Here is a 26306-nt window from a genome sequence, read left to right on the forward strand (position 1 = left end):
GAAGTCCATCGCCAGATTGTTCCGAATATATCCGCTTTGCATGGACGGTCAATCAGATCGGTCCGAATGCCACGCGGTGGAAAAAACATGGCGGGGAAGACACACTGCAACTTCGTTCACCCGCCTTGGAAACCCGCGCATGAACCTTTCACTCCGCTTTTCCCTGCTGGCCTTGCTGGTTCTGGCGCCTGCGGCACAGGCCGCCGACCTGCTGGTCAGCAACGTCAACGGCTACACCCTGGACAGCAGCGGCAAGTTGCAGCACTTCCAGGCCTTGCTGGTGGATCACGGCAAGGTGGTCGCCACCGGCACGACCGCCGACCTGACCCGGCGCGCAGGCGACGCCAAGGTCGTCGACGGCCATGGGCGCACCCTGTTGCCGGGCTTGATCGATGCTCACGGCCACGTGCTGGAACTGGGCTACGCGCGGAACAGCGTGGACCTCAGTGACACCAAATCGCTGGACGAAGCCCTGGCGAAAGTGAAGGCCTATGCCGCCGCCCATCCCGACGCAAAATGGATCCGTGGTGGCGGCTGGAACCAGGAGATCTGGAAGCTGGGACGCTTTCCCACGGCGCGCGAGCTGGACTCCGTAGTCTCGGATCGGCCGGTCTGGCTCAGTCGCATCGACGGTCACGCCGCCTGGGCGAATTCGGCGGCGATCAAGCTGGCGGGCGTCACCAAGGCCACCAAGGATCCCAGCGGCGGGCGCATCGAGCGGGATGTCCATGGCAACCCGGTCGGGGTCTTCGTGGATGGCGCCGTCGACCTGGTCAACGCCGTGGTGCCGGACTTGACCATGGAAGACAAGGTATCCGCGCTGGACACCGCGCTGGCCGAAATGGCCAGCGTCGGCCTCACCGGCGTCAGCGACGCCGGCATCGATCTGGAGAACTATCAGCTGTATCGACAGTACGCGGACGCGAACAAGTTGACCGCGCGCATCTACGCGATGATCCGCGACACCGGCGATGCCTTTGATGTCATCAGCAAGGATGGCCCGCTGATCGGCTACGGCAATGATTTCCTCACCGTGCGCGCGGTGAAGCTGTTCGCCGACGGCGCGCTCGGCAGCCGCGGTGCAGCGATGCTCCAGCCCTACTCCGATGACCCGCACAATAGCGGCCTGCTGTTCATGCCGCCGGCGACGATGACCGCGAAAATCGAGAAGGCCTTCGGCAAGGGCTATCAGGTCGGCGTCCATGCCATCGGCGACCGCGCCAACCGCGAAGTACTGGACAGCTATGCCGCCGCATACAAGGTCCACCCGGAAGCCATCGCGCTGCGCAATCGCGTGGAGCACGCACAGATCGTCTCGCTGCAGGACATCCCGCGTTTCGTGCCGCTGCACTTGATCGCCTCGATGCAACCGACCCATGCCACATCGGACATGAACATGGCCGAGCATCGCATTGGCCACGAGCGCATCAAGGGCGCCTACGCTTGGCAGCGCTTTCTCAGGCAGGGCACCGTCATCGCCGGCGGTTCGGACTTTCCGGTGGAATCACCCAACCCCTTCTATGGCCTGTATTCGGCAGTGACCCGCGAGGATCATCAAGGCCAGCCGCCGGGCGGCTGGTATCCGCAGCAGGACCTGACGCTGACCGAGGCGTTGCGCGCATTCACTCTCGACGCGGCCTATGCCGAGCACGCCGAAAAAAGCCTGGGCACGCTGGAGCCCGGCAAGTGGGCCGACTTCATCCTGGTCGACCATGACGTGATGAAAGACCCTTCCAGCAAAATCTGGAACACGAAAGTGTTGCAGACCTGGGTGGGCGGCAAACAGGTTTACGTCGCCAAGGACTGATCGCGGGAAGAACACGAAGAGGCCGGCGCCCTGCCGGCCTTTTTTCCTGGACACGCTCAAATCACGGACGTCTTGCCACCATCCATCGGGATGATCGCGCCGGTGACATAGCTGGCCCGCGCCGACGCCAGGAACACTGCGACGTCGGCGATCTCTGCCGGCTCGGCCATGCGTCCCAGCGGAATGCCGGCAAGCTGGCTGGCCAGCACTGTCTCGCGTGACTCGCCGCTCGCACGCATCGCGGCATCCAGGCTTCATCCACGCGTCCCGTACGGGTGATGCCGGGATTGATCGCATTCACCCTCACGCCCTTGCTGGCGTAGGCGTTCGCATATCCCACCGTGGCCAGCATCAATGCCGCATTCGCCGAACCACCGCCGATGTGCTGCGGATTGGCCTGCCGGCCACCCTGCCCGATCACGTTGACGATGCTGCCCGAGCCGCGCTCGCCCATGCGGCGGATCACCGGATCGATGGCATGCATGTAGCTGAGGTATTTCGCCTGCATGGCCGCCAACACGGCGGCGGCATCGAGTTCATCCGGCGGCGTGCGACGGGCGGCACCGGCGCAGTTGACCAGCACGTCGATCGGGCCGTGAATTTTCACGATGAGCTCCATCACCAGGCTTGCCGCGACACTGTCCTTCAGGTCCGCCGGCTGCACCGCCATGGCCAGGCCAAGCGCCGCCATCTGCTCCTGTGCGGCGCCCAGATTCGAAGGATCGCGGGACACGCCGATCACCCGGGCGCCTTCGCGTGCAAAGGCGATCGCGCAAGCCAGACCAATCCCCTTGCTGCCGCCAGTGATGACAACAGTCCTTTCGGTCAATTCAAGATCCACGGCTGTCTCCAGAGGGATGGAACGGCGTTCAAGCATCAATGAGGTGGGTGCGACTTTGCCCGAGCACGAAGCCTGCAGCCCTCGCATGGCTGACGCAATGGCGATCAGAACTTGCCTTGACCACCCCTGCCATCAGTCATGTTGCGAATTGATGCCAAGCCTATTGACGCTTCAAAAGTCGGTGTTATAGTTCACTACAACACCACCCAACGAGGTCACCAAGGAGGCCCGTCATGAAAGCGCACAACCTGATCGCCAGCGTCGCCGCCATCCTGCTCACCACCGCCAGCCTGGGCGTCGTCAATTACAACGTCGAAGGCCAGCCAGCTGCAACCCAGCAGCATGACGCGGCCCATGTCACCAACCTGGCACCCGTCCAGGTCTACCCCAGCGCTGCCGAGATGCGCGCTGCCGCGCTGCTGCCCGCCGATGGCACCGCCACCTTGACCACGCTGCCCTCGTTGAACCGCGTTGACGGGGCCAGCACCCCGCAATTCAGCCTGCTCGGGTCGGAATTGGTGATGCCCTACTATTCGTTCGGCAACAAGTTTGGCCGCGTCAGCAAGGAATAAAAGATGACCATTACCTGGAACGACAGCGTCCCGATCTATCGCCAACTGCACCAGCGTGTAGTGGCGATGATCCTGGACGGCGCCTTGAATGAGGGCGACCCGCTGCCGTCGGTACGCCAGGTGGCCGCGGATTATCAGATCAATCCACTGACCGTATCGAAGGCGTATCAGGAACTGGTCGACGAACAACTGGTTGAGAAAAGGAGGGGCTTGGGCATGTTCGTCATTGAAGGCGCTCGCGAGGCGCTGCTGAAATCGGAACGCGAGCGCTTCCTGCGCGAAGAGTGGCCCATGTTGTTCGCACGGCTGCAGCGACTGGGGCTGGATCTCAAGACACTGCTGCGCGAAGCCGCGGCAGACAAGGAGGAAAAATCATGAGTGCGGTGATCACGGCCAGCGGCCTGACCAAGCGATACAAATCGTCACTGGCGCTGGACAACGTCAGCTTTCAGATCGAACCCGGTCGCATTGTGGGCCTGATCGGCCCGAACGGCGCCGGCAAGACCACCGCATTGAAGGCGATCCTGGGGCTCACTGACTTCAGCGGCGAACTGAACGTGCTGGGTTTCGACCCGCGCAAGCAGCGCGACAAGCTGATGGGCGAGGTGTGCTTCATCGCCGATGTGGCTGTTTTGCCGCGCTGGATCAAGGTGAGCCAGGCGGTGGATTTCGTCGCCAACGTGCACCCGCGGTTCGACCGCAAGAAGTGCGAGGCCTTCCTGGCACGCACCAAGCTGCAGCCGAATCAGCGTGTGCGGCAAATGTCCAAGGGCATGATCGTGCAGCTGCATCTGGCACTGGTGATGGCGATCGACGCACGCTTGCTGATCCTGGACGAGCCGACCCTGGGCCTGGACATCCTCTATCGCAAGCAGTTCTACCAGAACCTGCTGGAAGACTACTTCGACGAAGACAAGACGATCATCGTCACCACCCACCAGGTCGAGGAAGTCGAACACATCCTCACCGACCTGATGTTCATCCGCGACGGCAAGATCGTGCTGGATGCCGATATGGACGCGGTCGGCGAGCGCTACATCGAAGTGATGGTGAATGCCGACAAGGCTGAAGCAGCCCGGGCACTGAAGCCACTGGATGAACGCCAGGTCTTCGGCAAGAGCATCTTTCTGTTTGACGGCGCGAACCGCGCGGTGCTGGAGCAGCTGGGCGAAACCCGCCGGCCATCCATCAGCGACCTGTTCGTCGCCACCATGAAGGGAACCTACGCATGAAAACCTTCTACTGGCTGGTAAAGCGCGAATTCTGGGAACACCGGGGCGGCTTCTTCTGGGCACCGATCATCACCGGCGGCATCTTCCTGCTGCTGAACATCATGGGCATCATCACCGCCGAGGTACTCGGCGCCCAGCATGGCATCAACTTCGGCGCCAGCGGCGGACTGCACAAGGTGATCGAAGGCATGGATGCCGGCGACATGAGCCAGGTCGGATTCGCCCTGGACATCGCGATGTATTCGGCGATGGGACTGCTGGTGGTGGTACTCGGCTTCGTGGTGTTCTTCTACTGCCTCGGCGCGCTGTATGACGACCGTCGCGACCGCAGCATCCTGTTCTGGAAATCGCTGCCGATCTCCGACACCAGCACGGTGTTGTCCAAGGTCGTCAGTGCCACCGTCGTGGCGCCGGTCATCTACGTACTCGTGGGCATCGTCGTAGGCATGCTGCAGTTGCTGATCGTGGCCATCACGCTGTCCTTCCACGGCGTCAACGTGTGGCAGTTGCTGATGCTGGCCCACCCGTTCCGCGTCATATTCAACCTGATCGGCTACATCCCGCTGTATGTGTTGTGGGCAGCTCCCGCGGTCGGCTGGCTGTTGCTTTGTTCGGCCTGGGCACGCAGCAAGCCGTTCCTGTGGGCAGTGGCACTGCCGGTGGGCACTGGCCTGCTGGTGAGCTGGTTCGGCCTCATGGGCCTGTTCAACCTGCCCTCGCTCTGGTTTTGGAAGAACATCGTGCAGCGCGCCCTGTTCAGCGTGTTCCCCGGCACCGGCAGCATCTTCAATTCGCACGGCGACAACATGGTCCGCCACGTCACCAGCAACGGAACCGACGTGCTTGACCTGGCGAACACCTGGCACCTGATGGCCTCGCCCAATCTGTGGATCGGCGTGATTGCAGGCGCAGCGCTGCTGGCCGGCGCAACCTGGTTCCGCCGCTGGCGCGACGACAGCTGAGTGTTGTGACGGACGGGCCGATCGGTCCGTCCGTCAGTGAGAACCACTCGCCATCGCCGTTCCGGATGATGGAAGACCTGACCCCTGTTCATCATTCCACGGACTCGCATCCCGGTTCCGGCGACCCTCTGCACCCAAGGATCACCATGACATTCTTCAAGATCCCGCTGTTCGCGCTGCTGCTGGCCCTGACCCCGCTTGCATCGTCGGCACATAGCGCCAAGGTCCCGGTTCAAACACCCAAGACTGTTCTGCTGGTTGGCGACAGCCTGAGTTCCGCGCATCGCATTCCGGCCGAAGCAGGTTGGGTCAACCGGCTGCAGCAGCGGGTCAACGCCGCCAGCACCACAGCTCCCCAAATCATCAACGTCAGCCGTGGCGGCAAGACGCTGACGGATGCCATCAAGGAATTGCCCGGGCTGATCGCGGCGCATCATCCACAGCTGGTCATTCTTGAGCTCGGAGCCAATGACGTCATCCTCGGCGCAGGCCGGCAAGAACTGGAAAAGAACATGGGCCGCCTGATTGACGTGACACGGGCGTCGGGAGCAGAAGTCGTCATGCTTGGCTTCCATATCCCGCCCAAGCTCGACAAGGATCACTGCGCCGACATGCTCGACAAGGTCTACCGACAAGATTCAGCACGACAAGCATGTGGTCCTGTTGCCTTCATTGATGGCCGGTATCTCGAACCAACCGGCCCTGCTGCTGGATGACGGTGTGCATCCCGGCATCGAGGCCCAAAAGCTGATGCTCGGCAACGCCTGGCCCACGCTGCACCCGCTGCTGATCAACTGATCCCATTCCGGTCGAACTCAAATAGGACAATGCTCATGAAAACCATCACATTCGGCGCCCTTGCCCTGGCCCTGCTGCTGCCACTGGCCGCCTGTGGCCAAGCCCCACAGACGGATTCCCAGTCCGGTGCGGCTGACCATGCCGCAGAAGCGACCAGGAACAACGGCGACGCCCCGCCCTCCTCGATGATCGCCGGGGAAATCCAGAAAGCGATGGAGAAGGCGAAGCAGGAATTGGCCACCAAGAATATCGACGTCAACGACGTCCACATCGGCGATGGTCACAGGGATCAGAGTTCGCAGCCGAAGGCGGAGATCACGCCGCAGGGCGACTTGCTGATCGCCGGCAAAAAAGTGGCCGCCACGCCGGCGCAACACCTCATGCTCCAGTACTACCGCCAGCAGATCGTGGGCATTGCCGAGGCCGGCATGGATATCGGCACGCAGGGCGCGGATATCGGCATCCAGGCCAGCAAGGCCGCCCTGTGGGGCAAACTGTCCGGCAAGAGCGACAAGGACATCGAGGCTTCCCTCAAGCCGCAGACCGACAGGATCAAGGCCGCCGCCATGAAACTCTGCAAGCGTCTGCCAGACCTTCTTTCCAGCCAGCAGAAGCTCGCGGCGGCGATGCCCGAATTCCGGCCCTACGCCACGATGGAACAGAAGGACGTCGACGATTGCGGCAAGGAAATGACCGACAAGGATGGCAAGAAGGGCTTCGCCGTATTCTCTGATTGATCAATTCGTAACCAGGCGGCGACAAGGAAGCCGCTGCCAAGGTCGCCCGCCGGTCAGCCGTGGATGCCACCCTTCGTCAGCGTCGTCGGATCGAGCAGTTTTTTCAGCTCGTCTTTCGACAAGCCGGTGGTTTCCAGCGCCACATCCATGATCGGCCGGTGCTCCTTGTACGCCTGCTTGGCGGTAGCGGCGCCCTTCTCGTAACCGATCACCGGATTCAACGCAGTCACCAGGATCGGATTCATCGCCAGCGCCTGGTTCACCCGCGTCTTGTTGACGGTGAAGCCGGCGATCGCCTTGTCGGCCAACAGCACCGACACGTTGGACAGGATCCCGATCGACTGCAGCAGGTTGTGCGCGATCAGCGGCAGCATCACGTTGAGCTGGAAGTTGCCGGACTGGCCGGCGATGGTGATCGAGGCATCGTTGCCGATCACCTGCGCGGCAACCATCGCCGCCGCCTCAGGGATCACCGGGTTGACCTTGCCCGGCATGATTGATGAGCCCGGCTGCAACGCCGGCAGGGCAATCTCACCCAGGCCGGCCAGCGGGCCGGAGTTCATCCAGCGCAAGTCGTTGGAAATCTTCATCACCGCCACGGCCAGCGTCTTCAGCGCGCCGGACAACTCCACCGCGGCGTCCTGCGCCGCCATGCCCTCGAAGTAGTTTTCTGCCGATTCGAATTTCACCCCGGTGATCTTCTTCAGTTGCTGCGCCACCGCCGGGCCGAACTTCGGATCGGCATTGATACCGGTGCCTACCGCCGTGCCGCCCAGCGGCAAGCGGCGCATGCGCTTCAAGGCATCCTCGATGCGCTCGCTCGCGGCACCGATCTGCGCCGACCAGCCTGAAAGCTCCTGGCCGAAGGTGATCGGCATCGCATCCATGAGGTGGGTGCGGCCGGTCTTGGGGGTGTTCTTCAATTCGCGCGCACGCTTGTCGATCACCTTCTTCAGGTGCTTCAACGCCGGCAGCAATTGTTCGCTGGTGGTGAGCGTGGCGCTGACATGGATCGCGGTGGGGATCACGTCGTTCGAGCTTTGCCCGTAATTGACGTGATCGTTCGGATGCACCTTCGCGCCCGCGGCCACCGCCAGATGCGCGATCACCTCGTTCGCATTCATGTTGGTGCTGGTGCCCGAACCCGTCTGGAAGATATCAATCGGGAACTGCGCGTCGTACTGGCCGCCTGCCACCGCCAGCGAGGCCTTGCGGATTGCCGCTGCCTGCCCTTTTTTCAGATACCCCATCGAAAGGTTGACCTCGGCCGCCGCAGCCTTGATCAGGCCCAGCGCCCGGATGAACGGTCGCGGCAGGTGCAGGCCGGAGATCGGGAAATTGTCGATCGCACGCTGCGTCTGCGCGCCATACAACGCGTCAGTCGGCACCTGCAATTCGCCCATGCTGTCGTGTTCGGTACGAAAACTGCTCATTGGGGGAATCCTTCGGGGAAAGACTATGGAATGATGTGGGCAACGCTACGCTTTTCCAAATCCGTTCGGGTTGAACGCAGCGCCGTAGACACGACGTCGAATCCAGAACCGTTCGGGCTGAGCGTAGCGCCGCAGGCGCGAAGTCGAAGCCTCGCCACCTCGACTACGCTGTGGGCGAACGGGAAGATGGCTAGGCCTGTCACTATAAGCCGCCCGGCATTGACCGGCTGTCAATGTAAAATGGTGGTTTCCCCTCGCCGGAATGTCCCGATGTCCACTCATACCCTGACCGCCCTGTCGCCGCTGGACGGCCGCTACGCCAGCAAGGTCGCGTCGCTGCGCCCGATTTTCAGCGAATTCGGCCTGATGCATCGCCGCGTGCAGGTGGAGATCGAATGGTTGCTGGCGCTGGCCGCCGAAGGGAAGATCGTCGAGCTGCCTGCCTTCGATAGCGCCCGGATCGCCACGTTGAAAGCCATCGCGGACAACTTCAGCGAAGCGGACGGCGAGCGCATCAAAGCGATCGAGGCGACCACCAACCACGACGTGAAAGCGGTCGAATACTTCATCAAGGAAAAGATCGGCGCCGACGCCAGTCTGGCCCAGGCCAGGGAATTCGTGCACTTCGCCTGCACCAGCGAGGACATCAACAACCTGTCCTACGCACTGATGCTGCGCGACGCGCGCCAGCAGGTGCTGCTGCCGCAGCTGGATGCCGTGACCGCCCAGTTGCGCGACTTGGCCCACTCCAACGCCGCGTTGCCGCTGCTCTCGCGCACCCACGGCCAGACCGCCTCGCCCAGCACGCTGGGCAAGGAAGTCGCCAATGTGGTGGCGCGCATCGAGCGCCAGCGCCAGCAGCTCGTTGCGGTGGAAGTCTCCGGCAAGATCAACGGAGCGGTGGGCAACTACAACGCCCACGTCATTACCTACCCCGAAGTGGACTGGCAGGTCTTCTCGCAGCGCTTCGTGGAAAGCCTGGGCCTCGACTACAACGCCTACACCACCCAGATCGAGCCGCACGACAACGTCGCCGAATACTGCGACGCCGTGCGCCGTGCCAACACCATCCTCATCGACCTGGCCCGCGACATTTGGGGCTACATCTCGCTGGGCTATTTCAAGCAGACGCTGAAGGCTGGTGAAGTCGGCTCCTCGACCATGCCGCACAAGGTCAATCCGATCGACTTCGAGAACGCCGAAGGCAACTTCGGACTGGCGAACGCCCTGCTCGGCCACTTCGCCGAAAAGCTGCCGATCAGCCGCTGGCAGCGCGACCTCACCGACTCCACCGTGCTGCGCGCGCTGGGCACCGCGTTCGGTCACACGCTGGTCGCGCTGGAATCGCTGAAAAAGGGCCTGGGCAAACTCAACGTCAACGCCGACCGCATCGGCGCCGACCTGGATGCCAGCTGGGAAGTGCTGGCCGAAGCCGTGCAGACGGTGATGCGCCGCTACGGCCTGCCGCAACCCTACGAACAGCTCAAGGCCCTGACCCGCGGGCACGGCATCACCAGGGATTCCATGCGCGAATTCATCGGCGGACTGGACCTGCCGACGGAAGCGAAGCAGCGCCTGCTGGAGCTGAGCCCGGGAAGCTATATCGGGATGGCCGAACAGCTCGCAACGGACATCTGAGCCGGATGTCGGCGCTTCGCCCCGGCTGAAGGAAACAGAGGCGGATTTTTTGAATCCGCCTCGTCCAGTCTGCGAAGTGAACTGGTGGTTCCAGCGCCTTGCAAGTCCTGAAAAGAGAACAGCCACCCAGGTTTCCCTGAGTGGCTGTTTTTGTTGGTGGGCCGTGAAAGATTCGAACTTTCGACCAATTGATTAAGAGTCAACTGCTCTACCAACTGAGCTAACGGCCCATGAACTGATTGTATCCGCGTTGGCGGATTGAAACTGGGGTGGATGATGGGATTCGAACCCACGACAACCGGAATCACAATCCGGGACTCTAACCAGCTGAGCTACACCCACCATAAATCTTGTAACTGGTGCGCCAGACAGGACTCGAACCTGCAACCGTCGGCTTAGAAGGCCGATGCTCTATCCGGTTGAGCTACAGGCGCAGTCCCGGTCGGCAGAACGTGTCGCTGGTCGGGGCAGAGGGATTCGAACCCCCGACTTTTGCGTCCCAAACGCAACGCTCTACCAGACTGAGCTATACCCCGCTTTCGAATCCCCGGCAATGTCACCACCGAAGCCTTGAAATGTTACGGGTGACGCCTCGCCCAGTCAATCGTATCGAAGCACACCTTGTTGTTTCTTCACCATGGTTTCCACCGAGACCTTGCAAGCTCCTGGTTGAAAACCGGACGGGAAGCACTCACCCCGTCCTGCAGAATAAAAATGGTGCGCCCGGAGAGATTCGAACTCCCGACCACCTAGTTCGTAGCCAGGTACTCTATCCAACTGAGCTACGGGCGCACTGTAAAACTTTTTGCCTTGCCGATCTTGTCTGGGGAACAGGGCGGCGAAGCCAGAAGCGGAATTATTCAGATTCCGGCCTCTTGCGTCAACCCTTTTCGTCAATTTTCTTCATCGAAATTCGCGGAATCACGTTTCGTGATGAAAAAGGCGACGCGTGGCCGCCAGTTCATGGCGATCAAATGGACGTCCAAACGTCAATCAGCCATTCCATCCGCTGCGATTCTGCGGCGCAGGATCGCCCACCTTGGCCACCGGCGAGCCAGCATCACCCTTCGGCGGCGGCGGGGGCGGCGTGCTTCCGCTTGGCGCACTCTTCGTCCAGTCGGAAGGTGGTCCGGGCACGCGACCGGCCATGATGTCGTCGATCTGATGCGCGTCGATCGTCTCGTACTGGAGCAATGCATCAGCCATCGTGTGCAGCTTGTCGAGATTTGCCGTCAACAATTCCTGGCTGCGCGAATAGGCACGATCAAGGATGCCGCGTACGACGCCGTCGATCTTGCTGGCGGTCTCGTTGGAAATGCTCTTGTGCTGCGTCACCGAGCGGCCAAGGAAGACTTCGTCTTCATCCTCGCCGTAGGTGATCGGGCCAAGCTCGTCCGACAAGCCCCACTTGGTCGCCATGTTGCGCGCCATCTTGGTCGCACGCTCGATATCATTCGATGCGCCCGTGGTGACCTTGTCCGCACCGAAGATAAGCTCCTCGGCCACGCGACCGCCGTACAACGAGCACAGCTGCGACTGGATGGCCACGCGGTTGATGCTGTATTTGTCGCCCTCAGGCAGATACATGGTGACACCCAGCGCTCGCCCGCGCGGAATGATGGTGACCTTGTAGACCGGATCATGCTCCGGTACCAGGCGTCCGACGATGGCATGGCCGGCCTCGTGGTAAGCCGTCAGCTTCTTCTCATCCTCGCTCATGGCCATGGAGCGACGCTCGGTACCCATCAGAATCTTGTCGCGCGCCTTGTCCAGATGCATCATCCGGACTTCGCGGGCGTTTTCACGCGCGGCGTACAGGGCTGCCTCGTTGACCAGGTTGGCCAGGTCGGCACCGGAGAAGCCGGGAGTGCCGCGCGCGATGGTCATCGCGTTGACATCGCTGGCAGTCGGCACCTTGCGCATGTGCACCTTGAGGATCTGCTCGCGGCCACGCACGTCCGGCAAACCCACCTCCACGTGGCGATCGAAGCGACCGGGTCGAAGCAGCGCAGGGTCAAGCACGTCCGCGCGGTTCGTCGCGGCGATCACGATGACGCCTTCGGTGCCCTCGAAGCCATCCATCTCGACCAGCAACTGGTTGAGGGTCTGCTCGCGCTCGTCGTGACCACCACCCAGGCCCGCGCCACGATGGCGGCCCACCGCGTCGATCTCGTCGATAAAGATGATGCACGGCGCGTGCTTCTTGGCCTGCTCGAACATGTCGCGCACGCGGCTGGCGCCGACACCCACGAACATCTCGACGAAATCCGAGCCGGAGATGGCGAAAAACGGCACCTTGGCCTCGCCGGCAATCGCCTTGGCAAGCAGGGTCTTGCCGGTTCCGGGCGGACCCACCATCAGCACGCCACGCGGAATCTTGCCGCCCAGCTTCTGGAACTTGGACGGATCACGAAGGAATTCGACCAACTCGCCGACCTCTTCCTTCGCCTCGTCGCAACCGGCGACGTCACTGAAGTTGACCTTGACCTGGTCTTCGCCCTGCAATTTGGCACGCGAACGACCGAAGCTCATCGCGCCGCGACCGCCGCCACCGGACTGCATCTGGCGCATGAACCAGATGAATACGCCGACGATGAGCAACACCGGCAGCCAACTGACCAGCAAGCCAATCAGCGAAAAGCCCTCCGACGGGTCCTGACGGACCTCGACGCCCTTGTCCTGCATCTGCTTGACCACCTGATTGGTGGAGAAGCCGAGGATCGGGGCGACCGTGCGGAAGGTACTGCCATCCTTCAGCTTGCCGCTGATCGTCGCGGGCTGGTCGGCACCCATCGTGGCGCTGGCCACGTTGCCGTTGTCCACGCTTTGCACGAACGAGCTGTAAGCCATGTCCGAGGACGCGGCGCCACGAGGGTTGAAGTTCTGGAACACGGTAAAAAGAACCACCGCGATAATTACCCAGAGCAACACATTTTTCGCTGTTTCATTCATGCACGGTTCTCGCCCGGTGACCCGGCTACGGGTTTGCGACCCATCGCCAGCGCGTACACCTCACGCGAACGGGCGCGCGAGGCCTTAGGTTTACGCATCGTCACGCGACTGAAGTCCGCGCGCAAGCTGCGCAAGTAATCGTCAAAGCCGACACCCTGAAACAACTTGATCAGGAACGAACCGCCCGGCTTCAGCCACTGTCGACTGAAATCGAGCGCCAACTCGGCCAGTGCCATGGCGCGGATCTGGTCGGCCAGTGCCACTCCACTCATATTGGGGGCCATATCGCACAGTACAAGATCGACCTTCAGACCTTCCAGACGCGACTCCAGCTCCTTCAAGACGCTTTCCTCGCGGAAGTCACCCTGCAGGAAATCCACCCCCGCGATGCTCTGCATCTGCAGGATATCGAGGGCGAAGACCTTGCCGGTGTCGCCGAGCCGATTGCGCACCAGTTGCGACCAGCTGCCCGGGGCGGCGCCAAGGTCGACCACGTTGATGCCCGGCTTGAGCAGCCGGTCGCGCTCCAGCAGCTCTTCCAGCTTGTAAACGGCACGCGAACGCAGGCCGTCTGCCTGGGCCTTCTTCACATACTCGTCGTTGAAATGTTCGCGCAGCCAGACTGCACTGCTTTTGCTGCGGGCCATGTCGTTGCAATCGTCGATTGGGGAACGGGATGCCTGCATGATACCCTTTGCCGTTCATCAACCGTGAATCGAGCCCCACCGCATGGCCCTCTCCTCTTCGCAGATCCGATACCTGCGCAGCCTCGCTCATGACCTGAGCGCGGTCGTTCTGCTGGGTAACAAGGGAGCCACGGAAGCCGTGGTGAAAGAATTGAACCAGGCGCTGGATATCCACGAACTGGTCAAGATCAAGTTGTCCGGCGGCGACAAGGACGACCGGCAGGCCCAGATTGACGTATTGATTGCCGGCACCGGCGCCGAGCAGATTCAGCAGATCGGCCATGTCGTGGTGCTGTTCCGCCGCAACGTCGACGAACCGAAGATTGCCCTGCCACGCTGATGGATCTGTCGCTGGAACGCCCCGAAGGTTATCTGTTCGTGCGGCGGGTCAGCGCGCATGGCGTCACCCTGATTGATCGCGAACTCACCGCCAGCTTCCTGCTGGCGCCGGACAAGGCCATCGAGAACTGGCCGGTCACCCGGCCGGAGATGCTGGACGCCAGCCATGTCCAGGAACTGCTCGCGTTGAAGCCCGAAGTGGTCGTGCTGGGTACCGGTACCCGCCAGTCTTTCCCGGCGGCCGAGTTCATGGCGGGGTTCCTGCGCAAGAACATCGGCATCGAGGTGATGGACAATGCCGCGGCCGCACGAACCTATAACCTGCTGGCCGACGAAGGCCGTCGAGTGATTGCCGCCTTCATCCTGCCGCCCGGCTGAGATCCCGCTTTCAGCCGGCAAGTATTCCAGCCACCTCAACGCTGTGGCAGATAGCCCAGCGGATCCACCGGATTGCCATCCTTGCGGATCTGGAATTCCAGTTCGTTGCGGGTGGTTCCGGTCGAGCCCATTTCGGCGATCTGCTGTCCCCGGCTCACTCGCTGCCCTTCCTTGACCAGTCGCTTGCGATTGTGGCCATAAGCCGACAGGAAGCTGTCGCTGTGCTTGATGATCACCAGTTCGCCGTAACCGACCAGGCCATTGCCGCTATAAACCACCACGCCATCCGCGGCGGCCCGAACCGGATCACCGGATTTGCCGGCAATCTCGATGCCGGGGATTGCGTCGCTGCTCTTGAAGCGTCCCACGAGGCTGCCGTCGGCCGGCCAGTGCCATTGCACGCCACTGACCACCCGTGAAACTCCCGCCGCAGGGGTCGCCGGCGGCGGCATCGCAGCAGGAGCCACCGCAGGAACCCCGGCCACCGGAACCACGCTGGGCGTGGCAGGCGGAGCCGGAACGGCAACCGGCGCGGGTGCCGCCACCACTGAAGGCGCCGTCGCAACGGTGCTGACGTGAGGCGATGTCGCCGCCGGTGCAGGACTGACCGCGCCGGTCACGTGAGTGGATGGCGCCGGCGTCGGCAGGGGTTCGAAACCCGGGGACGCGGCCACGCTGGTCGCGCTGCCATGGGTCGACGATGCCACGGCGGCAGGTGCCGACACGGGCCTGCCCGGCGGCGACAAGGTCAAACGCTGGCCTGGCCAGATCGTGTAAGGCTCCGCAATACCGTTCCATTGGGCCAGATCGCGAAAATCGACGCCCTTGCGGAAGGCAATGGAATACAAGGTATCGCCGTGCAAGACCTCGTAACTTCCACCGGGTATCGGTGTGCGGGCGGGCGCTGGCGACGCGGCCGCGGTGGCGTTGCGGTAGGTGCTGCCAGGCGCGGGTTCCACCACCACCGAGCTGCGCATGGTGCCGCAGGCACCGAGCAAGGAAGCTGCAACCAGCAAGGCTGGCCATTGAAGATATCGATCCATGGCGGACAGCATACCGAGGCGTACCGTGATTTTCATGCGACGTTGGTCCCCTTGGGCCTGCCCCTCAACGCAGGACAAACCACCACACCAGCAACAGAACCAGCACGACCAATGCCGCCCAGCCGATCCTTTCGACATATTTGTGCAGGATCCGCTCGGCGCGTTCACCGAACAAACGGATCAACAACGCAAGCAACCACACCCGCTTGCCGCGTCCCAACCCGATACACAAAAGAAAGGGAAGGATGGGCAAACCGATGATGCCGCATGCCCAAGTGACAAATTTCATGGGAATGACGGGCTGCAACGCAGCGAGGATGAGTACGCCGAACATGCCCCAGTGATGTTCGACCATCTGCTTGCTCAGCACGGCAACACCCTGTTCGATCGGTGCCAGCAGATGGAGCGTATCAAGCGCGGGACGCAGTGCATGGAAGGCCCAATGACCCAGCGCGTAGCCCACCAGCGCACCCAGCAAGGAAAACAGCAGGCTGATGTTGGCGAAAAAAAACGCTTTGTGGCGCTTGCCCAGCATCATCGGCGCCAACATCACTTCCGGCGGAATCGGAAAGATGAAAGCCTCGACGAAGCTGAGACCGGACAGGTAATACAGCGCCCGGGGATCGCGTGCCCAGGTCAGTGCACGCGCGTACAAACCCGCAAACAGGCGCATCAGCCGATGCCGCCAAGCAAGGGCACGAAGCTGACCGGGCCCAGCTCCTCCTGGAGAAAATCACCCTGCCCGTCGCCGCGCATGCGGATCAGGGTTTGCCGGCTGGGTGAACCCACGGGCGCGACCAGCACCCCGTTCGGACTCAGCTGATCGAGAATCCGGGTGGGAATGGTGTCGCCGGCCGCGGTGAGGATGATCGCGTCGAACGGCGCCTCATCCGCCCAGCCAAGCTTGCCGTCATCGTGGCGCGAACGCACATTGTTCAGTCCAAGCTGGCGAAAGCGGCGACGCGCCTGGCGCAACAACGCCTCGATGCGTTCCACCGTGAACAACTGTGGCACCAGCGAAGCCAGAACGGCAGCCTGGTAACCCGAGCCGGTGCCGATCTCCAGGACCTTTTGCGGCATGCCCTGTCGGGCATCGAAATGCTCGAGCAAGGCTTCGGTCATGCGCGCCACTACCCACGGCTGCGAAATGGTCTGGCCATGGCCAATCGGCAAGGCATCGTTCTCGTACGCGCGTGAGTGCAGCGCCTGATCAATGAAGTGATGTCGCGGCAGGTTGCGGATGACCTCGATCACCCTGGCATCCCGGATGCCGCTGTCCTTCAGCATTGTCGCCAGCCGGTCGCGCGCACGCTGCGAGGTCATCCCCTCGCCTTTCAGATCCGCTGCCGGCAATGGATAAACCGTCATGGCTCAGGCCACCTCGCTGGTGTTGTCGCGGCCACTGGCCATTTCATCGCTCAAAGGCTGCATCCAGCTGCTGACTTTTTCCAGCGCCTGGAAGCGCGTGAGATCGACATGGATCGGCGTGACCGACACAAAACCTCGCTGCACCGCATTGAAATCGGTGCCGGGACCGGCATCATCCACCTCACCGGCAGGCCCGATCCACCAGATCGGCCGCCCGCGCGGATCGGTCTGGGCAATGCATGGCGCGGCGCGATGGCGCCGACCCAGCCGGGTGACCTCGAAGCCCTGGATCTCGGCCCAGGGACGATCGGGCACGTTGACGTTGAGAATGGTGTCGGCAGGCAGTGGATCGACCAGCAGGCGCTTCATCAGCAGCAAGACCGCTTTCGCCGCGGAGTCGTAATTCACGCCCTTGTGGTCATGGCTGACCAGCGACACGGCGATGGCCGGCAAGCCCAGGAAGCGACCTTCCATCGCGGCGGAGACCGTGCCCGAATAGATCACGTCGTCGCCGAGGTTGGCCGAGTTGTTGATACCCGACACGACCATGTCCGGTTCGTCGTCGAGCAGGCCGGCCAGCGCCAGATGTACGCAATCGGTCGGCGTGCCGGCCACCCGGTAGTAGCCATTGCCCATCGGCAGTACGCGCAATGGCGCATCGAGGGTGAGTGAATTGCTGGCACCGGACCGGTCGCGGTCAGGCGCAACCACGGTCACTTCCGCCACGTCGCCGAGACACTCGGCAAGCACGCGGATGCCTGGTGCATCCACGCCATCGTCGTTACTTACCAGAACTCGCATGATGCTCCGTAGAAGGCTGCGTGCAGGCGCGCACGTCATCATCCGACAGCGCACCGCTGAATCATCGAAGTCTACCGGAGCATGCCTCCGGTTTCACGCCGATTCCGACGGTCCCGGCCATTCGCCCGGCTGCATCGCATTGGTTAGCATGGACGGATGAAACGTCGCCAGCCCTTCACCATCAACGACGACGACAGCCGGCTGTTCCGCGAGGCGATCGGCGACGTGCGCCGACTGGATCCGGTCCAGGCACCACCGCCCGTCCCGCGGCCTGCACCGACTCCACGCATGCTGGAGGCCGACGAGGCCGCCGTGCCCGGCGAATTGCTGGACCTGGATTTCGACCCGGCGGTACTCGAGGTGGGCGAGGAACTGGGCTACCTGCGCGACGGCTACCCTCCGAAGTTGTTGAGACAGCTCAAGCGCGGCCAGTTCAGCGTGCAGGATGATCTCGACCTGCACCAGATGAATGCCGCCGCCGCGCAGGCCAGCATTGTCGCTTTCCTCGCCGAGGCGAAGCAGCACGGGCTGCGCTGCGTACGCATCGTTCACGGCAAGGGCTTGCGCTCGAAGTCGGCCGGCCCGGTACTGAAAAGACTCACCGACCGCATGTTGCGCCGACGCGACGATGTGGTCGCGTTCGCCTCGGCACGACCGGCGATGGGCGGCACCGGCGCGGTGGTGGTACTGCTGAAGGGTTGATCGCGGACGCACCTCGCCGGAAGCGGTGCTCTTCGTCGCGCAGACGCAAGTCTGCACGCGCAGGGCGGACTGCTAGAGGATCGAGGCCAGTTCGCGCATCACCACGGTGGCATACGTGCCGGCCGGCAGCTCGAAGACGAGTTCGAGCGAGGTATCGTCCAGCCAGCGCCAGCGCAGGTCCTTTGGCAGCAGGCGCAGTGGTCGGCGTTCCTGTTCCATCCGCGCTGCCGCAAGCCCCGCAACCAGATCGCCGTCCTGCGCGGCAATTTCGCGCTCCAGCGTGCCGGCGTCATCCGTGGTTGGCGGCTCGCCCTGCCCCCACAGCGGACCCGAGGGATGGATGTCCGCCCGCGCCAACCGTTCGCCCAGCGCCTCGCTGAACGGCTCCGGGCCAAACCACGAACGCGATCCGGCCAGCGACCAGATCTCGCCCCGCAGCGGCGTGTCCCAGGCACCACGTTCGACCCGCGCGGCCAGCACGTTGTTGAAGATCTGCGAGCGCGCCGCGGACAACAGCATCGAACGCTTGTCGCGCTCCACCCGCCGTCCACCGAACATCGCGCGAGCCTGTGCCACATTACCGCCTTCGCGGCCGAAGCGTTGCTCACCGAAATAATTCGGCACGCCGCGTGCGGCGATCTGTGCAAGCACTTGCTCGGCGGCCTGGCGATCGCCGGCCACGTCACGCAAGACCAGCACGAAGCGATTGCCGCGCAAGGCACCGCGTTTGAGCTTGCGCGAATGCCGGATCGCCGCCAGCACCTTCACCTCCGCATGCGGAAACGCCGACCAGTCGGGATCGGGCTTGCCGGCCAGTTGTACCGAGAACGCCTGGCGGGTCACCGCGTGGCGATCCTTCATGCCGGCGTAACCCACCGCCACCTGGGCCACACCGGCAAACTTGGCCAGTTCGCGTGCCACCCAATCGGTATTCGCCCCGCGCTTTTCCACCCACAGCAAGGCGTGTTCACCCGCGCCATCGGCGTCATAACCGAGCACTTCCTCGACCTGGAAGTCCTCGGCGCTGGCGCGCATGCGCCCGCTCAACGGAGGATGGCCGAAGGCATGGGGAAGTTCGGACATGGGATTCTCTTGAAGGATGAGTCGAAACGAACCGGCGAGCGGACATCCGCGCCCGAGTCGGACTAGACCAGAAAGATCGTGGCCAGTCCGAGAAAGATGAAGAAGCCACCGCTGTCGGTCATCGCGGTGATCAGCACGCTGGAACCCAGCGCCGGATCGCGCCCGAACTTGGTCATCAGCACTGGAATGCCCACCCCGGCAAACGCCGCCAGCAAAAGGTTCAGCGTCATCGCCGCGGTCATCACCAGCCCAAGCGACACGCTGTCGTACAACAGCCAGGCCACGAAGCCGATCACGCTGCCCCAGACCAGACCGTTGACCAGCGACACGGTCAGCTCCTTGCGCCACAAGCGCTTGGCGCTTTCGGCCGTGATCTGGTTCAGCGCCAGCGCACGCACGATCATGGTGATGGTCTGGTTGCCGGAATTGCCGCCGATGCCCGCAACAATCGGCATCAGCGTCGCCAGCGCCACCAGCCGCTCGATCGAGCCTTCGAACAGGCCGATCACCCGCGAGGCGATGAACGCGGTAACCAGGTTGATCGCCAGCCACGACCAGCGGTTTTTCAGCGAGGCCCACACCGAAGCGAAGATGTCTTCCTCTTCGCGCAGACCGCCGCGGTTGAGCGCTTCGCTCTCGCCTTCCTCGCGGATCACGTCGACCATCGCGTCAATGGTGATGCGCCCGATCAGATGTCCGTGATCGTCGACCACGGGCGCGGTCACCAGGTCGTAGCGCTCGAATGCCTGCGCGACGTCGTAGGCATCGTCAGCAGGATGGAAGGTGTTGACGTCCGGAGCCATCACCGCGCTGACCATCTTGTCCGGCGAATTCACCAGCAGCCAGTGCAGCGGCAGCACTCCGGTCAGCATATTTTCCTGATTGATCACGAACAGCTTGTCGGTCTGGGGCGGCAGTTCGTCCCAACGGCGAAGATAGCGCAGGACCACTTCCAGGCTGACGTCTTCGCGGATGGTGACCATCTCGAAGTCCATCAGCGCGCCAAGCTGGTCATCCTCCCAGGACAACGCCGATTGCACCTGTTCGCGCTGCTGCGCATCCAGACCGGCCATCAGCTCCGGCAGCATCGCCGTGGGCAGGTCGTCGACCAGGTCGGCCAGCTCGTCCGCATCCAGCGGCTCGACCGCCGCGAAAATCTCGTTGCGGTCCATGTCCGCGATCAGCGATTCGCGTACCGCGTCCGACACTTCCAGCAGGATTTCGCCGTCTCGATCGGCCTTGATCAGCTGCCAGACCGCCAGGCGGTCGTCCAGCGGCAGCGATTCAAGGATGAAGGCGATGTCGGCGGGATGCAGCTGGTCCAGTTGCTGGCGCAACTCGGACTGCAGCTCGACGGTCAGCGGAACATCGTCCTCCTGCCGGTGAAGCACCGCCTGGATCGCTTCAAGTTGCTCATGCAGCCGCCCGGCGGCACTGCGGGCTTCCACTTCGGTCACGCGCGCTCCAGCAGGACGCAGGCCTGGGCCGCAATCCCTTCACTCCGCCCGCAAAAGCCGAGCTTCTCGGTGGTGGTGGCCTTGACGCTTATGCGCCCGATGTCGCTGGCCAGATCAAGCGCCAGGTTCTCGCGCATGACCTGCGCATGCGGACTCACCTTGGGCGCCTCACCGATCACGGTGACATCGGCGTTGCCCAGCGTGTAACCCTGCTCCGCCATCAGAGCGGCCGCATGGCGCAGGAACTGGCGGCTGTCGGCCCCCCGCCAGCGCTCGTCCGATGGAGGAAAGTGGCGCCCGATGTCGCCCAGGGCGAGCGCACCGAAGATCGCATCGCACAACGCATGGATCACCACGTCACCATCGGAATGCGCGACCACGCCCCGTACATGCGGCACATGCACGCCGCCGAGGACGACATGGTCCCCTTCGCCAAAGGCATGAACATCGAACCCGGTACCAATGCGCATCATGCAGTCCTTGAAAGAAGGAACTCGGCCAGCGCAAAGTCTGCCGCCGTCGTCACCTTGATATTGTCTTCCGCGCCCTCGACCAGCAATGGGGCGAAGCCTGCCTGCTCCATCGCCATCGCCTCGTCACTCACGCTGGCGCCGCGATCAGCCGCATGGCGCAGCGCCGCCGACAGTTGAGCACGCCGAAACATTTGTGGCGTGAAGGCGCGCCAGCGCAGATCGCGCGACTCGGTCAGTTCACTGCACCCGCGGACATCTGCCCGCTTGAGGGTATCGCGCAACGGCGCGCCCAGCAGGCCGCCATCCGCGCTACCGGCGCGCGCAATCAGATTGTCGATGTCGGCTGCCCGCACGCACGGGCGCGCAGCGTCGTGAACCAGCACGAAGTCCTCCGGTGCCACCGATGTCGGCAAGGCCTCCAGACCGGCCAGCACCGAGTCGGCACGTTCCCGCCCGCCGACTGTCGCAAACACGGGCTTGCCATGCAGGGAATCGATGCCGGACCAATGCGGGTCCGACGCCGCCAGCGTCACCAGCAGGCCGGCGATCCGGGGATGGGCCGCGAGTCGTTCCAGTGTGTGCTCGATCAACGGGCGACCGGCCAGTGGAAGGTATTGCTTGGGGCAGTCGCCACCAACCCGGGTGCCGCGCCCTGCGGCTGGCACCACGCACCACAGCCTGGCCCCGCTCATGGCGATCCGGCGGCGGGTTGGGCAACGGCCGGTGAAACGCTGCTACTCGCACCTGCGGGCGGCTCGACCACCTGATAGAAGGTTTCGCCAGGCTTGATCAGGCCCAGTTCGGTGCGTGCCCGCGCCTCGATCGCCTGGTCGCCCTGCTTGAGGTCGAGCACGTCGGCACCCACGGCCAGGTTGCGTTGCTGCAGCCTGGCGTTGTCGTCGGCCTGCTTTTTGACCGCCACGCGCAACGTATCCACTTCGCGCATGCTGCCGTTGCCGGTCCACAGCTTGAGCTGCAAGCCGACCAGCAGGACGATCAGGATAAGCGCGATCCAGCGCAACATGGCGGCAGTCGACCCGCTCAGCCGGGCAAACGGCTGAGGTTGGGGAACGCGTCGCGGCCAGCGTAACGCGCAGCGCTGCCGAGTTGCTCCTCGATGCGCAGCAGCTGGTTGTACTTGGCCACGCGGTCGCTGCGGCACAGCGAACCGGTCTTGATCTGGGTCGCCGTGGTCGCCACCGCGATGTCGGCGATAGTGGTGTCCTCGGTCTCGCCGGAGCGGTGCGAGATCACCGCCGAATACTTCGCGGCGTCGGCCATCGCGATCGCTTCCAGCGTCTCGGACAGCGTGCCGATCTGGTTGACCTTGATCAGGATCGAGTTGGCGATATGCTTCTCGATGCCTTCGCGGAAGATCGCCGGATTGGTCACGAACAGGTCGTCGCCGACCACCTGCACGCGATCGCCGATGGTGTCGGTGAGCAGCTTCCAGCCATCCCAGTCGCCTTCGGCCATGCCGTCCTCGATGGTGACGATGGGGTACTGCTTGGCCCAGCCGGCGAGCAGGTCGACGAACTGCGCCGAGCTGTACTGCTTGCCTTCACCGGCCAGATCGTACTTGCCGTTCTTGTAGAACTCCGAGCTGGCCGCGTCCAGACCGAGCAGGATTTCGCCGCCGATCTTGTAGCCGGTCTTGTGAATCGCTTCGAGAATGGTGTCGAGTGCCTCGATGTTGGAGCGCAGGTTCGGCGCAAAACCGCCCTCGTCACCCACCGACGTGCTCAGGCCACGCCCCTTCAGCACGCTTTTCAGCGCATGGAAGATCTCGGCGCCGGCGCGCAAGGCTTCGGCAAATGTAGGCATGCCGACCGGCAACACCATGAATTCCTGCACGTCGATGTTGTTGTCCGCGTGCTCGCCGCCGTTGATGATGTTCATCATCGGCACCGGCAGGCTGCCCGGCTTGCCATGCGACAGGTACTTCCACAACGGTTCGTCACGCGAGGCCGCCACCGCGTGCGCCGCCGCCATCGATACACCGAGCAGCGCGTTCGCGCCAAGCTTGCTCTTGTTGGGCGTGCCGTCCAGCGCAATCAGCTTGTCATCCAGACCTTTCTGGTCGGCCGCGTCGAAACCTTTCAGCGTCTCGGCAATCGTGCCGTTGACGTTGGCCACCGCGTTCTTCACACCCTTGCCGCCGTAGCGCGACTTGTCGCCGTCGCGCAGCTCCACGGCCTCGCGCGAACCGGTGGAGGCACCGCTGGGCACGGCGGCACGGCCGAAGCCCCCGTTGGCCAGGCTGACTTCGGCTTCCAGCGTGGGGTTGCCACGCGAGTCGAGGATTTCACGGGCGTGGATGCGGGTGATCTGGGTGCTCATGCGTTTTCCGTAAGCTGAGAGTGAAAAAGTTGAAACGGGCGCATCGCTGCGCCCGGTGCATCAGGAAACATCCTGCTCCAGGAAGCGATGCCGCTTGGTCACGGCATCCAGCTCCAGCAGGGTTTCCAGCAAGGCTTCCATTTTGCCCAGCGGCCAGGCATTCGGTCCATCGGAAAGCGCTTTGCTGGGATCCGGATGCGTTTCGGCGAACAGGCCGGCGACGCCCACGGCCACCGCAGCGCGCGCCAGGACCGGCACGAACTCGCGCTGGCCGCCCGACGTGGCACCTTGCCCGCCGGGCAGTTGCACCGAATGGGTGGCATCGAACACCACCGGGCAGTGGGTATCGCGCATCACGCTCAGCGAGCGCATGTCCGACACCAGGTTGTTGTAGCCGAAGCTGGCGCCACGTTCGCACACCATGATGTCGTCGTTGCCGACGGCCTTGGCCTTGGCCACCACGTGCTTCATGTCCCACGGCGCCAGGAACTGGCCCTTCTTGATGTTCACCGGCTTGCCGGCGCGCGCCACCTTCTGGATGAAGTCGGTCTGGCGGCACAGGAAGGCCGGTGTCTGCAGCACGTCGACCACCGAGGCCACTTCATCCATCGGGGTGTATTCATGCACATCGGTGAGCAGGGGCACGCCGATCTGGCGCTTGACCTCGGCCAGGATGCGCAGACCTTCTTCCAGGCCGGGGCCGCGGAAGCTGTCGCCCGACGAACGGTTCGCCTTGTCGAAACTGGACTTGAAGATGAAATGGATGCCCAGCCGGCCGGTGATCTCCTTCAGCGTGCCGGCCGTGTCCAGCTGCAGTTGTTCCGATTCCACCACGCACGGGCCGGCAATCAGGAACAGACGCTGGTCCAGGCCGACTTCCACACCACAAAGCTTCATGCCACGGACTCCTGCGCCAGTTTTTCGCCGGTATGCACCGCATTGAACTCGCGAGCGGCACGCACGAAGCCGCTGAACAGCGGGTGGCCGTCGCGCGGGGTGGAGGTGAATTCGGGGTGCGCCTGGCAGCCGAGGAACCACGGATGCTGCTGCTGCGGCAGTTCGACGATCTCCACCAGCAGGTCATCCATCGACTTGCCCGAGATCACCAGCCCCAGATCCTCGAACGACTGACGATAGCGATTGTTGAATTCGTAGCGATGGCGATGGCGCTCGCGAATCACGTCCTGGCCGTACATTTCGCGCGCCAGCGTGCCGGCTTTCAGTCGGCATTCCTGCGCGCCCAGACGCATGGTGCCACCGAGGTCGGAGCGATCACTGCGCTGCTCGACTTCGCCGGTGGCGGTGGTCCATTCGGTGATCAGCGCAATCACCGGGTTGGCGGTATTGCGATCGTTTTCGCTGGAATCGGCATCGCTCAGGCCAGCCACATGGCGGGCAAAATCCACGACCGCCGCGTGCATGCCGTAACAGATGCCGAAATACGGTACGCCGTGCTCACGCGCGTACTTCGCCGCCAGCACCTTGCCTTCGAAGCCGCGCTTGCCGAAGCCGCCCGGAACCAGAATCGCGTCGACCTTGCCCAGTACGCTGGCCGCGCCATCGGCTTCGATCTGCTCGGAGTCGATCCAGTCCAGATTCACCCGGGTCTGCTGCTTGATGCCGCCATGCCGCAGCGCTTCACCCAGCGACTTGTAGGCGTCCTTGTGTTCCACGTATTTGCCGACGATGGCGACGGTGATCTCGTCCCTGGGATGTTCCACCGCGTCGACGGTACGCTGCCAGCTGGACAGATCCGCCGGACCGGCATCCAGCCCGAGCCGCTTCACCACGATATCGTCCAGACCCTGGCTGTGCAGCCACGACGGCATCTTGTAGATCACGTCCACATCCGGCGCGCTGATCACGGCCGATTCGGGCACGTTGGTGAACAACGCGATCTTGCGGCGCTCCGCTTCCGGCAACGCTTCCTCGCAGCGGCACAGCAGGATGTCCGGCTGGATGCCGATCGAGCGGAGTTCCTTCACCGAATGCTGGGTCGGCTTGGTCTTGATCTCACCGGCGGCCTTGATGAACGGCACCAGGGTGAGATGCATGAACACGACCTTCTCCGGCCCCTGCTCGACGCGCAACTGGCGGATCGCCTCCAGAAACGGCAGCGACTCGATGTCGCCGACGGTACCGCCGATCTCGACCAGAGCCACGTCGAAACCGCGGGTCGCCTCGTGGATGCAATGCTTGATCTCGTCGGTGATGTGCGGAATCACCTGCACCGTGGCACCCAGGTAGTCGCCGCGGCGCTCCTTGCGGATCACGCTTTCGTAGATCTTGCCGGTGGTGATCGAGTTCTTGCCGGTCAGGCGGGTGCGCACGAAGCGCTCGTAGTGACCGAGGTCGAGGTCGGTTTCGGCGCCGTCATCGGTGACGTAGACCTCACCGTGCTGGAACGGACTCATCGTGCCCGGATCCACATTGATATAGGGATCGAGCTTCATCATGGTGACCGAAAGGCCGCGTGCTTCGAGAATGGAAGCGAGCGACGCCGCAGCAATGCCCTTGCCAAGCGAGGACACCACACCGCCAGTGACGAAAATCAGGGGGGTCATGGAAAGCAGCCGTGCTGGAAATTAGGCATTTTAGCTGCAGAAGCGCTTCACTGCGAGATGGCAAATGGATTTTTGTCGCAATCAGTTCATTTCCGCGGCC

The 26306-nt window shown here is 63.1% G+C and carries 27 protein-coding genes, 5 tRNA genes and 1 pseudogene; 11 read left to right on the forward strand and 22 right to left on the reverse strand.

Translation table 11 applies throughout. The annotated features are described in order from the left end of the window. Nucleotides 1–139 precede the first annotated feature (139 nt). On the forward strand, nt 140–1807 hold the full coding sequence (locus ACVWWQ_RS02645; RefSeq protein WP_133950178.1) for an amidohydrolase: 1668 nt from the start codon (nt 140–142) through the stop codon (nt 1805–1807). A 56-nt stretch (nt 1808–1863) separates the two neighbouring features. Here ACVWWQ_RS02645 and ACVWWQ_RS02650 read toward each other — a convergent pair whose 3' ends face one another. Together ACVWWQ_RS02650 and ACVWWQ_RS02655 are read right to left on the reverse strand one after the other, a co-directional pair. Next, nucleotides 1864–2046: an SDR family oxidoreductase gene (locus ACVWWQ_RS02650; RefSeq protein WP_457383291.1), complete on the reverse strand. Its 183-nt coding sequence runs from the start codon at nt 2044–2046 to the stop codon at nt 1864–1866. Between the two features lie 32 nt (nt 2047–2078). Continuing rightward, nucleotides 2079–2735: pseudogene (locus tag ACVWWQ_RS02655) on the reverse strand (SDR family oxidoreductase); the annotation flags it as partial. Nucleotides 2736–2881: 146 nt separating this feature from the next. Between ACVWWQ_RS02655 and ACVWWQ_RS02660 the strand changes: the two are divergent. The 6 genes from ACVWWQ_RS02660 to ACVWWQ_RS02685 all read left to right on the forward strand — a co-directional run bounded on the left by ACVWWQ_RS02660 (nt 2882) and on the right by ACVWWQ_RS02685 (nt 6949). Then, nucleotides 2882–3220 carry a hypothetical protein gene (locus ACVWWQ_RS02660; protein ID WP_133950176.1) on the forward strand — a complete coding sequence of 113 codons (339 nt, stop codon included), beginning with the start codon at nt 2882–2884 and terminating at the stop codon, nt 3218–3220. Nucleotides 3221–3223: 3 nt separating this feature from the next. Then, complete coding sequence (locus ACVWWQ_RS02665; protein ID WP_133950174.1) at nt 3224–3598, forward strand: GntR family transcriptional regulator; 375 nt, start codon at nt 3224–3226, stop codon at nt 3596–3598. Next, nucleotides 3595–4452 carry an ABC transporter ATP-binding protein gene (locus tag ACVWWQ_RS02670; protein ID WP_133950172.1) on the forward strand — a complete coding sequence of 286 codons (858 nt, stop codon included), beginning with the start codon at nt 3595–3597 and terminating at the stop codon, nt 4450–4452. Before ACVWWQ_RS02665 ends, ACVWWQ_RS02670 begins: the two co-directional genes overlap by 4 nt. Continuing rightward, on the forward strand, nt 4449–5414 hold the full coding sequence (locus ACVWWQ_RS02675; protein WP_133950170.1) for an aldehyde dehydrogenase family protein: 966 nt from the start codon (nt 4449–4451) through the stop codon (nt 5412–5414). Before ACVWWQ_RS02670 ends, ACVWWQ_RS02675 begins: the two co-directional genes overlap by 4 nt. Nucleotides 5415–5560: 146 nt before the next feature. Next, nucleotides 5561–6130 carry a GDSL-type esterase/lipase family protein gene (locus ACVWWQ_RS02680; protein WP_166669742.1) on the forward strand — a complete coding sequence of 190 codons (570 nt, stop codon included), beginning with the start codon at nt 5561–5563 and terminating at the stop codon, nt 6128–6130. A gap of 117 nt (nt 6131–6247) precedes the next feature. Next, nucleotides 6248–6949, forward strand: a complete 702-nt coding sequence (locus tag ACVWWQ_RS02685) for a YggN family protein (protein ID WP_133950166.1) — start codon at nt 6248–6250, stop codon at nt 6947–6949. A 53-nt stretch (nt 6950–7002) separates the two neighbouring features. Here ACVWWQ_RS02685 and ACVWWQ_RS02690 read toward each other — a convergent pair whose 3' ends face one another. After that, the gene (locus ACVWWQ_RS02690) at nt 7003–8382 is read right to left on the reverse strand and encodes a class II fumarate hydratase (RefSeq protein WP_133950164.1); all 1380 of its coding nucleotides are present in this window, start codon (nt 8380–8382) and stop codon (nt 7003–7005) included. Between the two features lie 270 nt (nt 8383–8652). Here ACVWWQ_RS02690 and purB point away from each other — a divergent pair, with 270 nt between their 5' ends. Further along, nucleotides 8653–10020, forward strand: coding sequence for an adenylosuccinate lyase (gene purB / locus ACVWWQ_RS02695; RefSeq protein ID WP_133950162.1), 1368 nt, complete (start codon nt 8653–8655; stop codon nt 10018–10020). A 154-nt stretch (nt 10021–10174) separates the two neighbouring features. Here the strand turns inward: purB and ACVWWQ_RS02700 are convergent. The 7 genes from ACVWWQ_RS02700 to rlmE form a co-directional block, all read right to left on the reverse strand. Next, a tRNA-Lys gene (locus ACVWWQ_RS02700) sits at nt 10175–10250 on the reverse strand. A 35-nt stretch (nt 10251–10285) separates the two neighbouring features. After that, a tRNA-His gene (locus tag ACVWWQ_RS02705) sits at nt 10286–10362 on the reverse strand. A gap of 15 nt (nt 10363–10377) precedes the next feature. Then, nucleotides 10378–10454, reverse strand: a tRNA-Arg gene (locus tag ACVWWQ_RS02710). Between the two features lie 25 nt (nt 10455–10479). Then, a tRNA-Pro gene (locus ACVWWQ_RS02715) sits at nt 10480–10556 on the reverse strand. A 179-nt stretch (nt 10557–10735) separates the two neighbouring features. Further along, nucleotides 10736–10812, reverse strand: a tRNA-Arg gene (locus tag ACVWWQ_RS02720). A 201-nt stretch (nt 10813–11013) separates the two neighbouring features. Further along, entirely contained in the window at nt 11014–12972 is a 1959-nt protein-coding gene (ftsH, locus tag ACVWWQ_RS02725; protein WP_199107211.1) for an ATP-dependent zinc metalloprotease FtsH, read from the reverse strand. Continuing rightward, a complete protein-coding gene (rlmE, locus tag ACVWWQ_RS02730) occupies nt 12969–13619 on the reverse strand; it encodes a 23S rRNA (uridine(2552)-2'-O)-methyltransferase RlmE (protein WP_099652024.1) in 651 nt (216 codons plus the stop codon). Before rlmE ends, ftsH begins: the two co-directional genes overlap by 4 nt. Before the next feature lie 82 nt (nt 13620–13701). On the opposite strand from rlmE, the gene yhbY reads away from it, so the two are divergent. Together yhbY and ACVWWQ_RS02740 are read left to right on the forward strand one after the other, a co-directional pair. Beyond that, on the forward strand, nt 13702–13998 hold the full coding sequence (yhbY, locus tag ACVWWQ_RS02735; protein ID WP_099652023.1) for a ribosome assembly RNA-binding protein YhbY: 297 nt from the start codon (nt 13702–13704) through the stop codon (nt 13996–13998). After that, complete coding sequence (locus ACVWWQ_RS02740) at nt 13998–14375, forward strand: Mth938-like domain-containing protein (RefSeq protein WP_099652022.1); 378 nt, start codon at nt 13998–14000, stop codon at nt 14373–14375. The genes yhbY and ACVWWQ_RS02740 overlap by 1 nt, the downstream gene beginning before the upstream one ends. A 35-nt stretch (nt 14376–14410) precedes the next feature. Here ACVWWQ_RS02740 and ACVWWQ_RS02745 read toward each other — a convergent pair whose 3' ends face one another. The 4 genes from ACVWWQ_RS02745 to surE are packed head-to-tail and all read right to left on the reverse strand — an operon-like array spanning nt 14411 to nt 17587. Then, the gene (locus ACVWWQ_RS02745) at nt 14411–15430 is read right to left on the reverse strand and encodes a peptidoglycan DD-metalloendopeptidase family protein (RefSeq protein WP_133950942.1); all 1020 of its coding nucleotides are present in this window, start codon (nt 15428–15430) and stop codon (nt 14411–14413) included. A gap of 52 nt (nt 15431–15482) precedes the next feature. Further along, nucleotides 15483–16091 carry a YqaA family protein gene (locus ACVWWQ_RS02750; RefSeq protein ID WP_133950160.1) on the reverse strand — a complete coding sequence of 203 codons (609 nt, stop codon included), beginning with the start codon at nt 16089–16091 and terminating at the stop codon, nt 15483–15485. Continuing rightward, complete coding sequence (locus ACVWWQ_RS02755) at nt 16091–16786, reverse strand: protein-L-isoaspartate(D-aspartate) O-methyltransferase (RefSeq protein ID WP_133950158.1); 696 nt, start codon at nt 16784–16786, stop codon at nt 16091–16093. The genes ACVWWQ_RS02750 and ACVWWQ_RS02755 overlap by 1 nt, the downstream gene beginning before the upstream one ends. A gap of 3 nt (nt 16787–16789) precedes the next feature. After that, nucleotides 16790–17587, reverse strand: coding sequence for a 5'/3'-nucleotidase SurE (gene surE / locus ACVWWQ_RS02760; RefSeq protein WP_133950156.1), 798 nt, complete (start codon nt 17585–17587; stop codon nt 16790–16792). Nucleotides 17588–17743: 156 nt separating this feature from the next. Here surE and ACVWWQ_RS02765 point away from each other — a divergent pair, with 156 nt between their 5' ends. After that, nucleotides 17744–18289 (forward strand): Smr/MutS family protein, encoded by a 546-nt coding sequence (locus ACVWWQ_RS02765; RefSeq protein ID WP_133950154.1) that lies wholly within the window; start codon nt 17744–17746, stop codon nt 18287–18289. A 72-nt stretch (nt 18290–18361) separates the two neighbouring features. Here ACVWWQ_RS02765 and truD read toward each other — a convergent pair whose 3' ends face one another. The 8 genes from truD to ACVWWQ_RS02805 form a co-directional block, all read right to left on the reverse strand. Then, nucleotides 18362–19372 carry a tRNA pseudouridine(13) synthase TruD gene (gene truD / locus ACVWWQ_RS02770; protein WP_133950152.1) on the reverse strand — a complete coding sequence of 337 codons (1011 nt, stop codon included), beginning with the start codon at nt 19370–19372 and terminating at the stop codon, nt 18362–18364. 62 nt (nt 19373–19434) lie between these two features. Beyond that, entirely contained in the window at nt 19435–20829 is a 1395-nt protein-coding gene (mgtE, locus tag ACVWWQ_RS02775) for a magnesium transporter (RefSeq protein ID WP_133950150.1), read from the reverse strand. After that, nucleotides 20826–21299, reverse strand: a complete 474-nt coding sequence (gene ispF, locus ACVWWQ_RS02780) for a 2-C-methyl-D-erythritol 2,4-cyclodiphosphate synthase (protein WP_133950148.1) — start codon at nt 21297–21299, stop codon at nt 20826–20828. The genes mgtE and ispF overlap by 4 nt, the downstream gene beginning before the upstream one ends. Then, entirely contained in the window at nt 21299–21994 is a 696-nt protein-coding gene (gene ispD / locus ACVWWQ_RS02785) for a 2-C-methyl-D-erythritol 4-phosphate cytidylyltransferase (RefSeq protein ID WP_133950146.1), read from the reverse strand. The genes ispF and ispD overlap by 1 nt, the downstream gene beginning before the upstream one ends. Beyond that, on the reverse strand, nt 21991–22326 hold the full coding sequence (gene ftsB / locus ACVWWQ_RS02790) for a cell division protein FtsB (RefSeq protein WP_133950144.1): 336 nt from the start codon (nt 22324–22326) through the stop codon (nt 21991–21993). The genes ispD and ftsB overlap by 4 nt, the downstream gene beginning before the upstream one ends. Before the next feature lie 17 nt (nt 22327–22343). Then, on the reverse strand, nt 22344–23642 hold the full coding sequence (gene eno, locus ACVWWQ_RS02795) for a phosphopyruvate hydratase (RefSeq protein WP_133950142.1): 1299 nt from the start codon (nt 23640–23642) through the stop codon (nt 22344–22346). A gap of 60 nt (nt 23643–23702) precedes the next feature. Continuing rightward, nucleotides 23703–24539, reverse strand: a complete 837-nt coding sequence (gene kdsA, locus ACVWWQ_RS02800) for a 3-deoxy-8-phosphooctulonate synthase (RefSeq protein ID WP_099652010.1) — start codon at nt 24537–24539, stop codon at nt 23703–23705. Further along, nucleotides 24536–26206 carry a CTP synthase gene (locus tag ACVWWQ_RS02805; protein WP_099652009.1) on the reverse strand — a complete coding sequence of 557 codons (1671 nt, stop codon included), beginning with the start codon at nt 26204–26206 and terminating at the stop codon, nt 24536–24538. The genes kdsA and ACVWWQ_RS02805 overlap by 4 nt, the downstream gene beginning before the upstream one ends. Between the last annotated feature and the right edge of the window lie 100 nt (nt 26207–26306).

It is taken from the genome of Rhodanobacter sp. TND4EL1 (genome assembly GCF_054061035.1).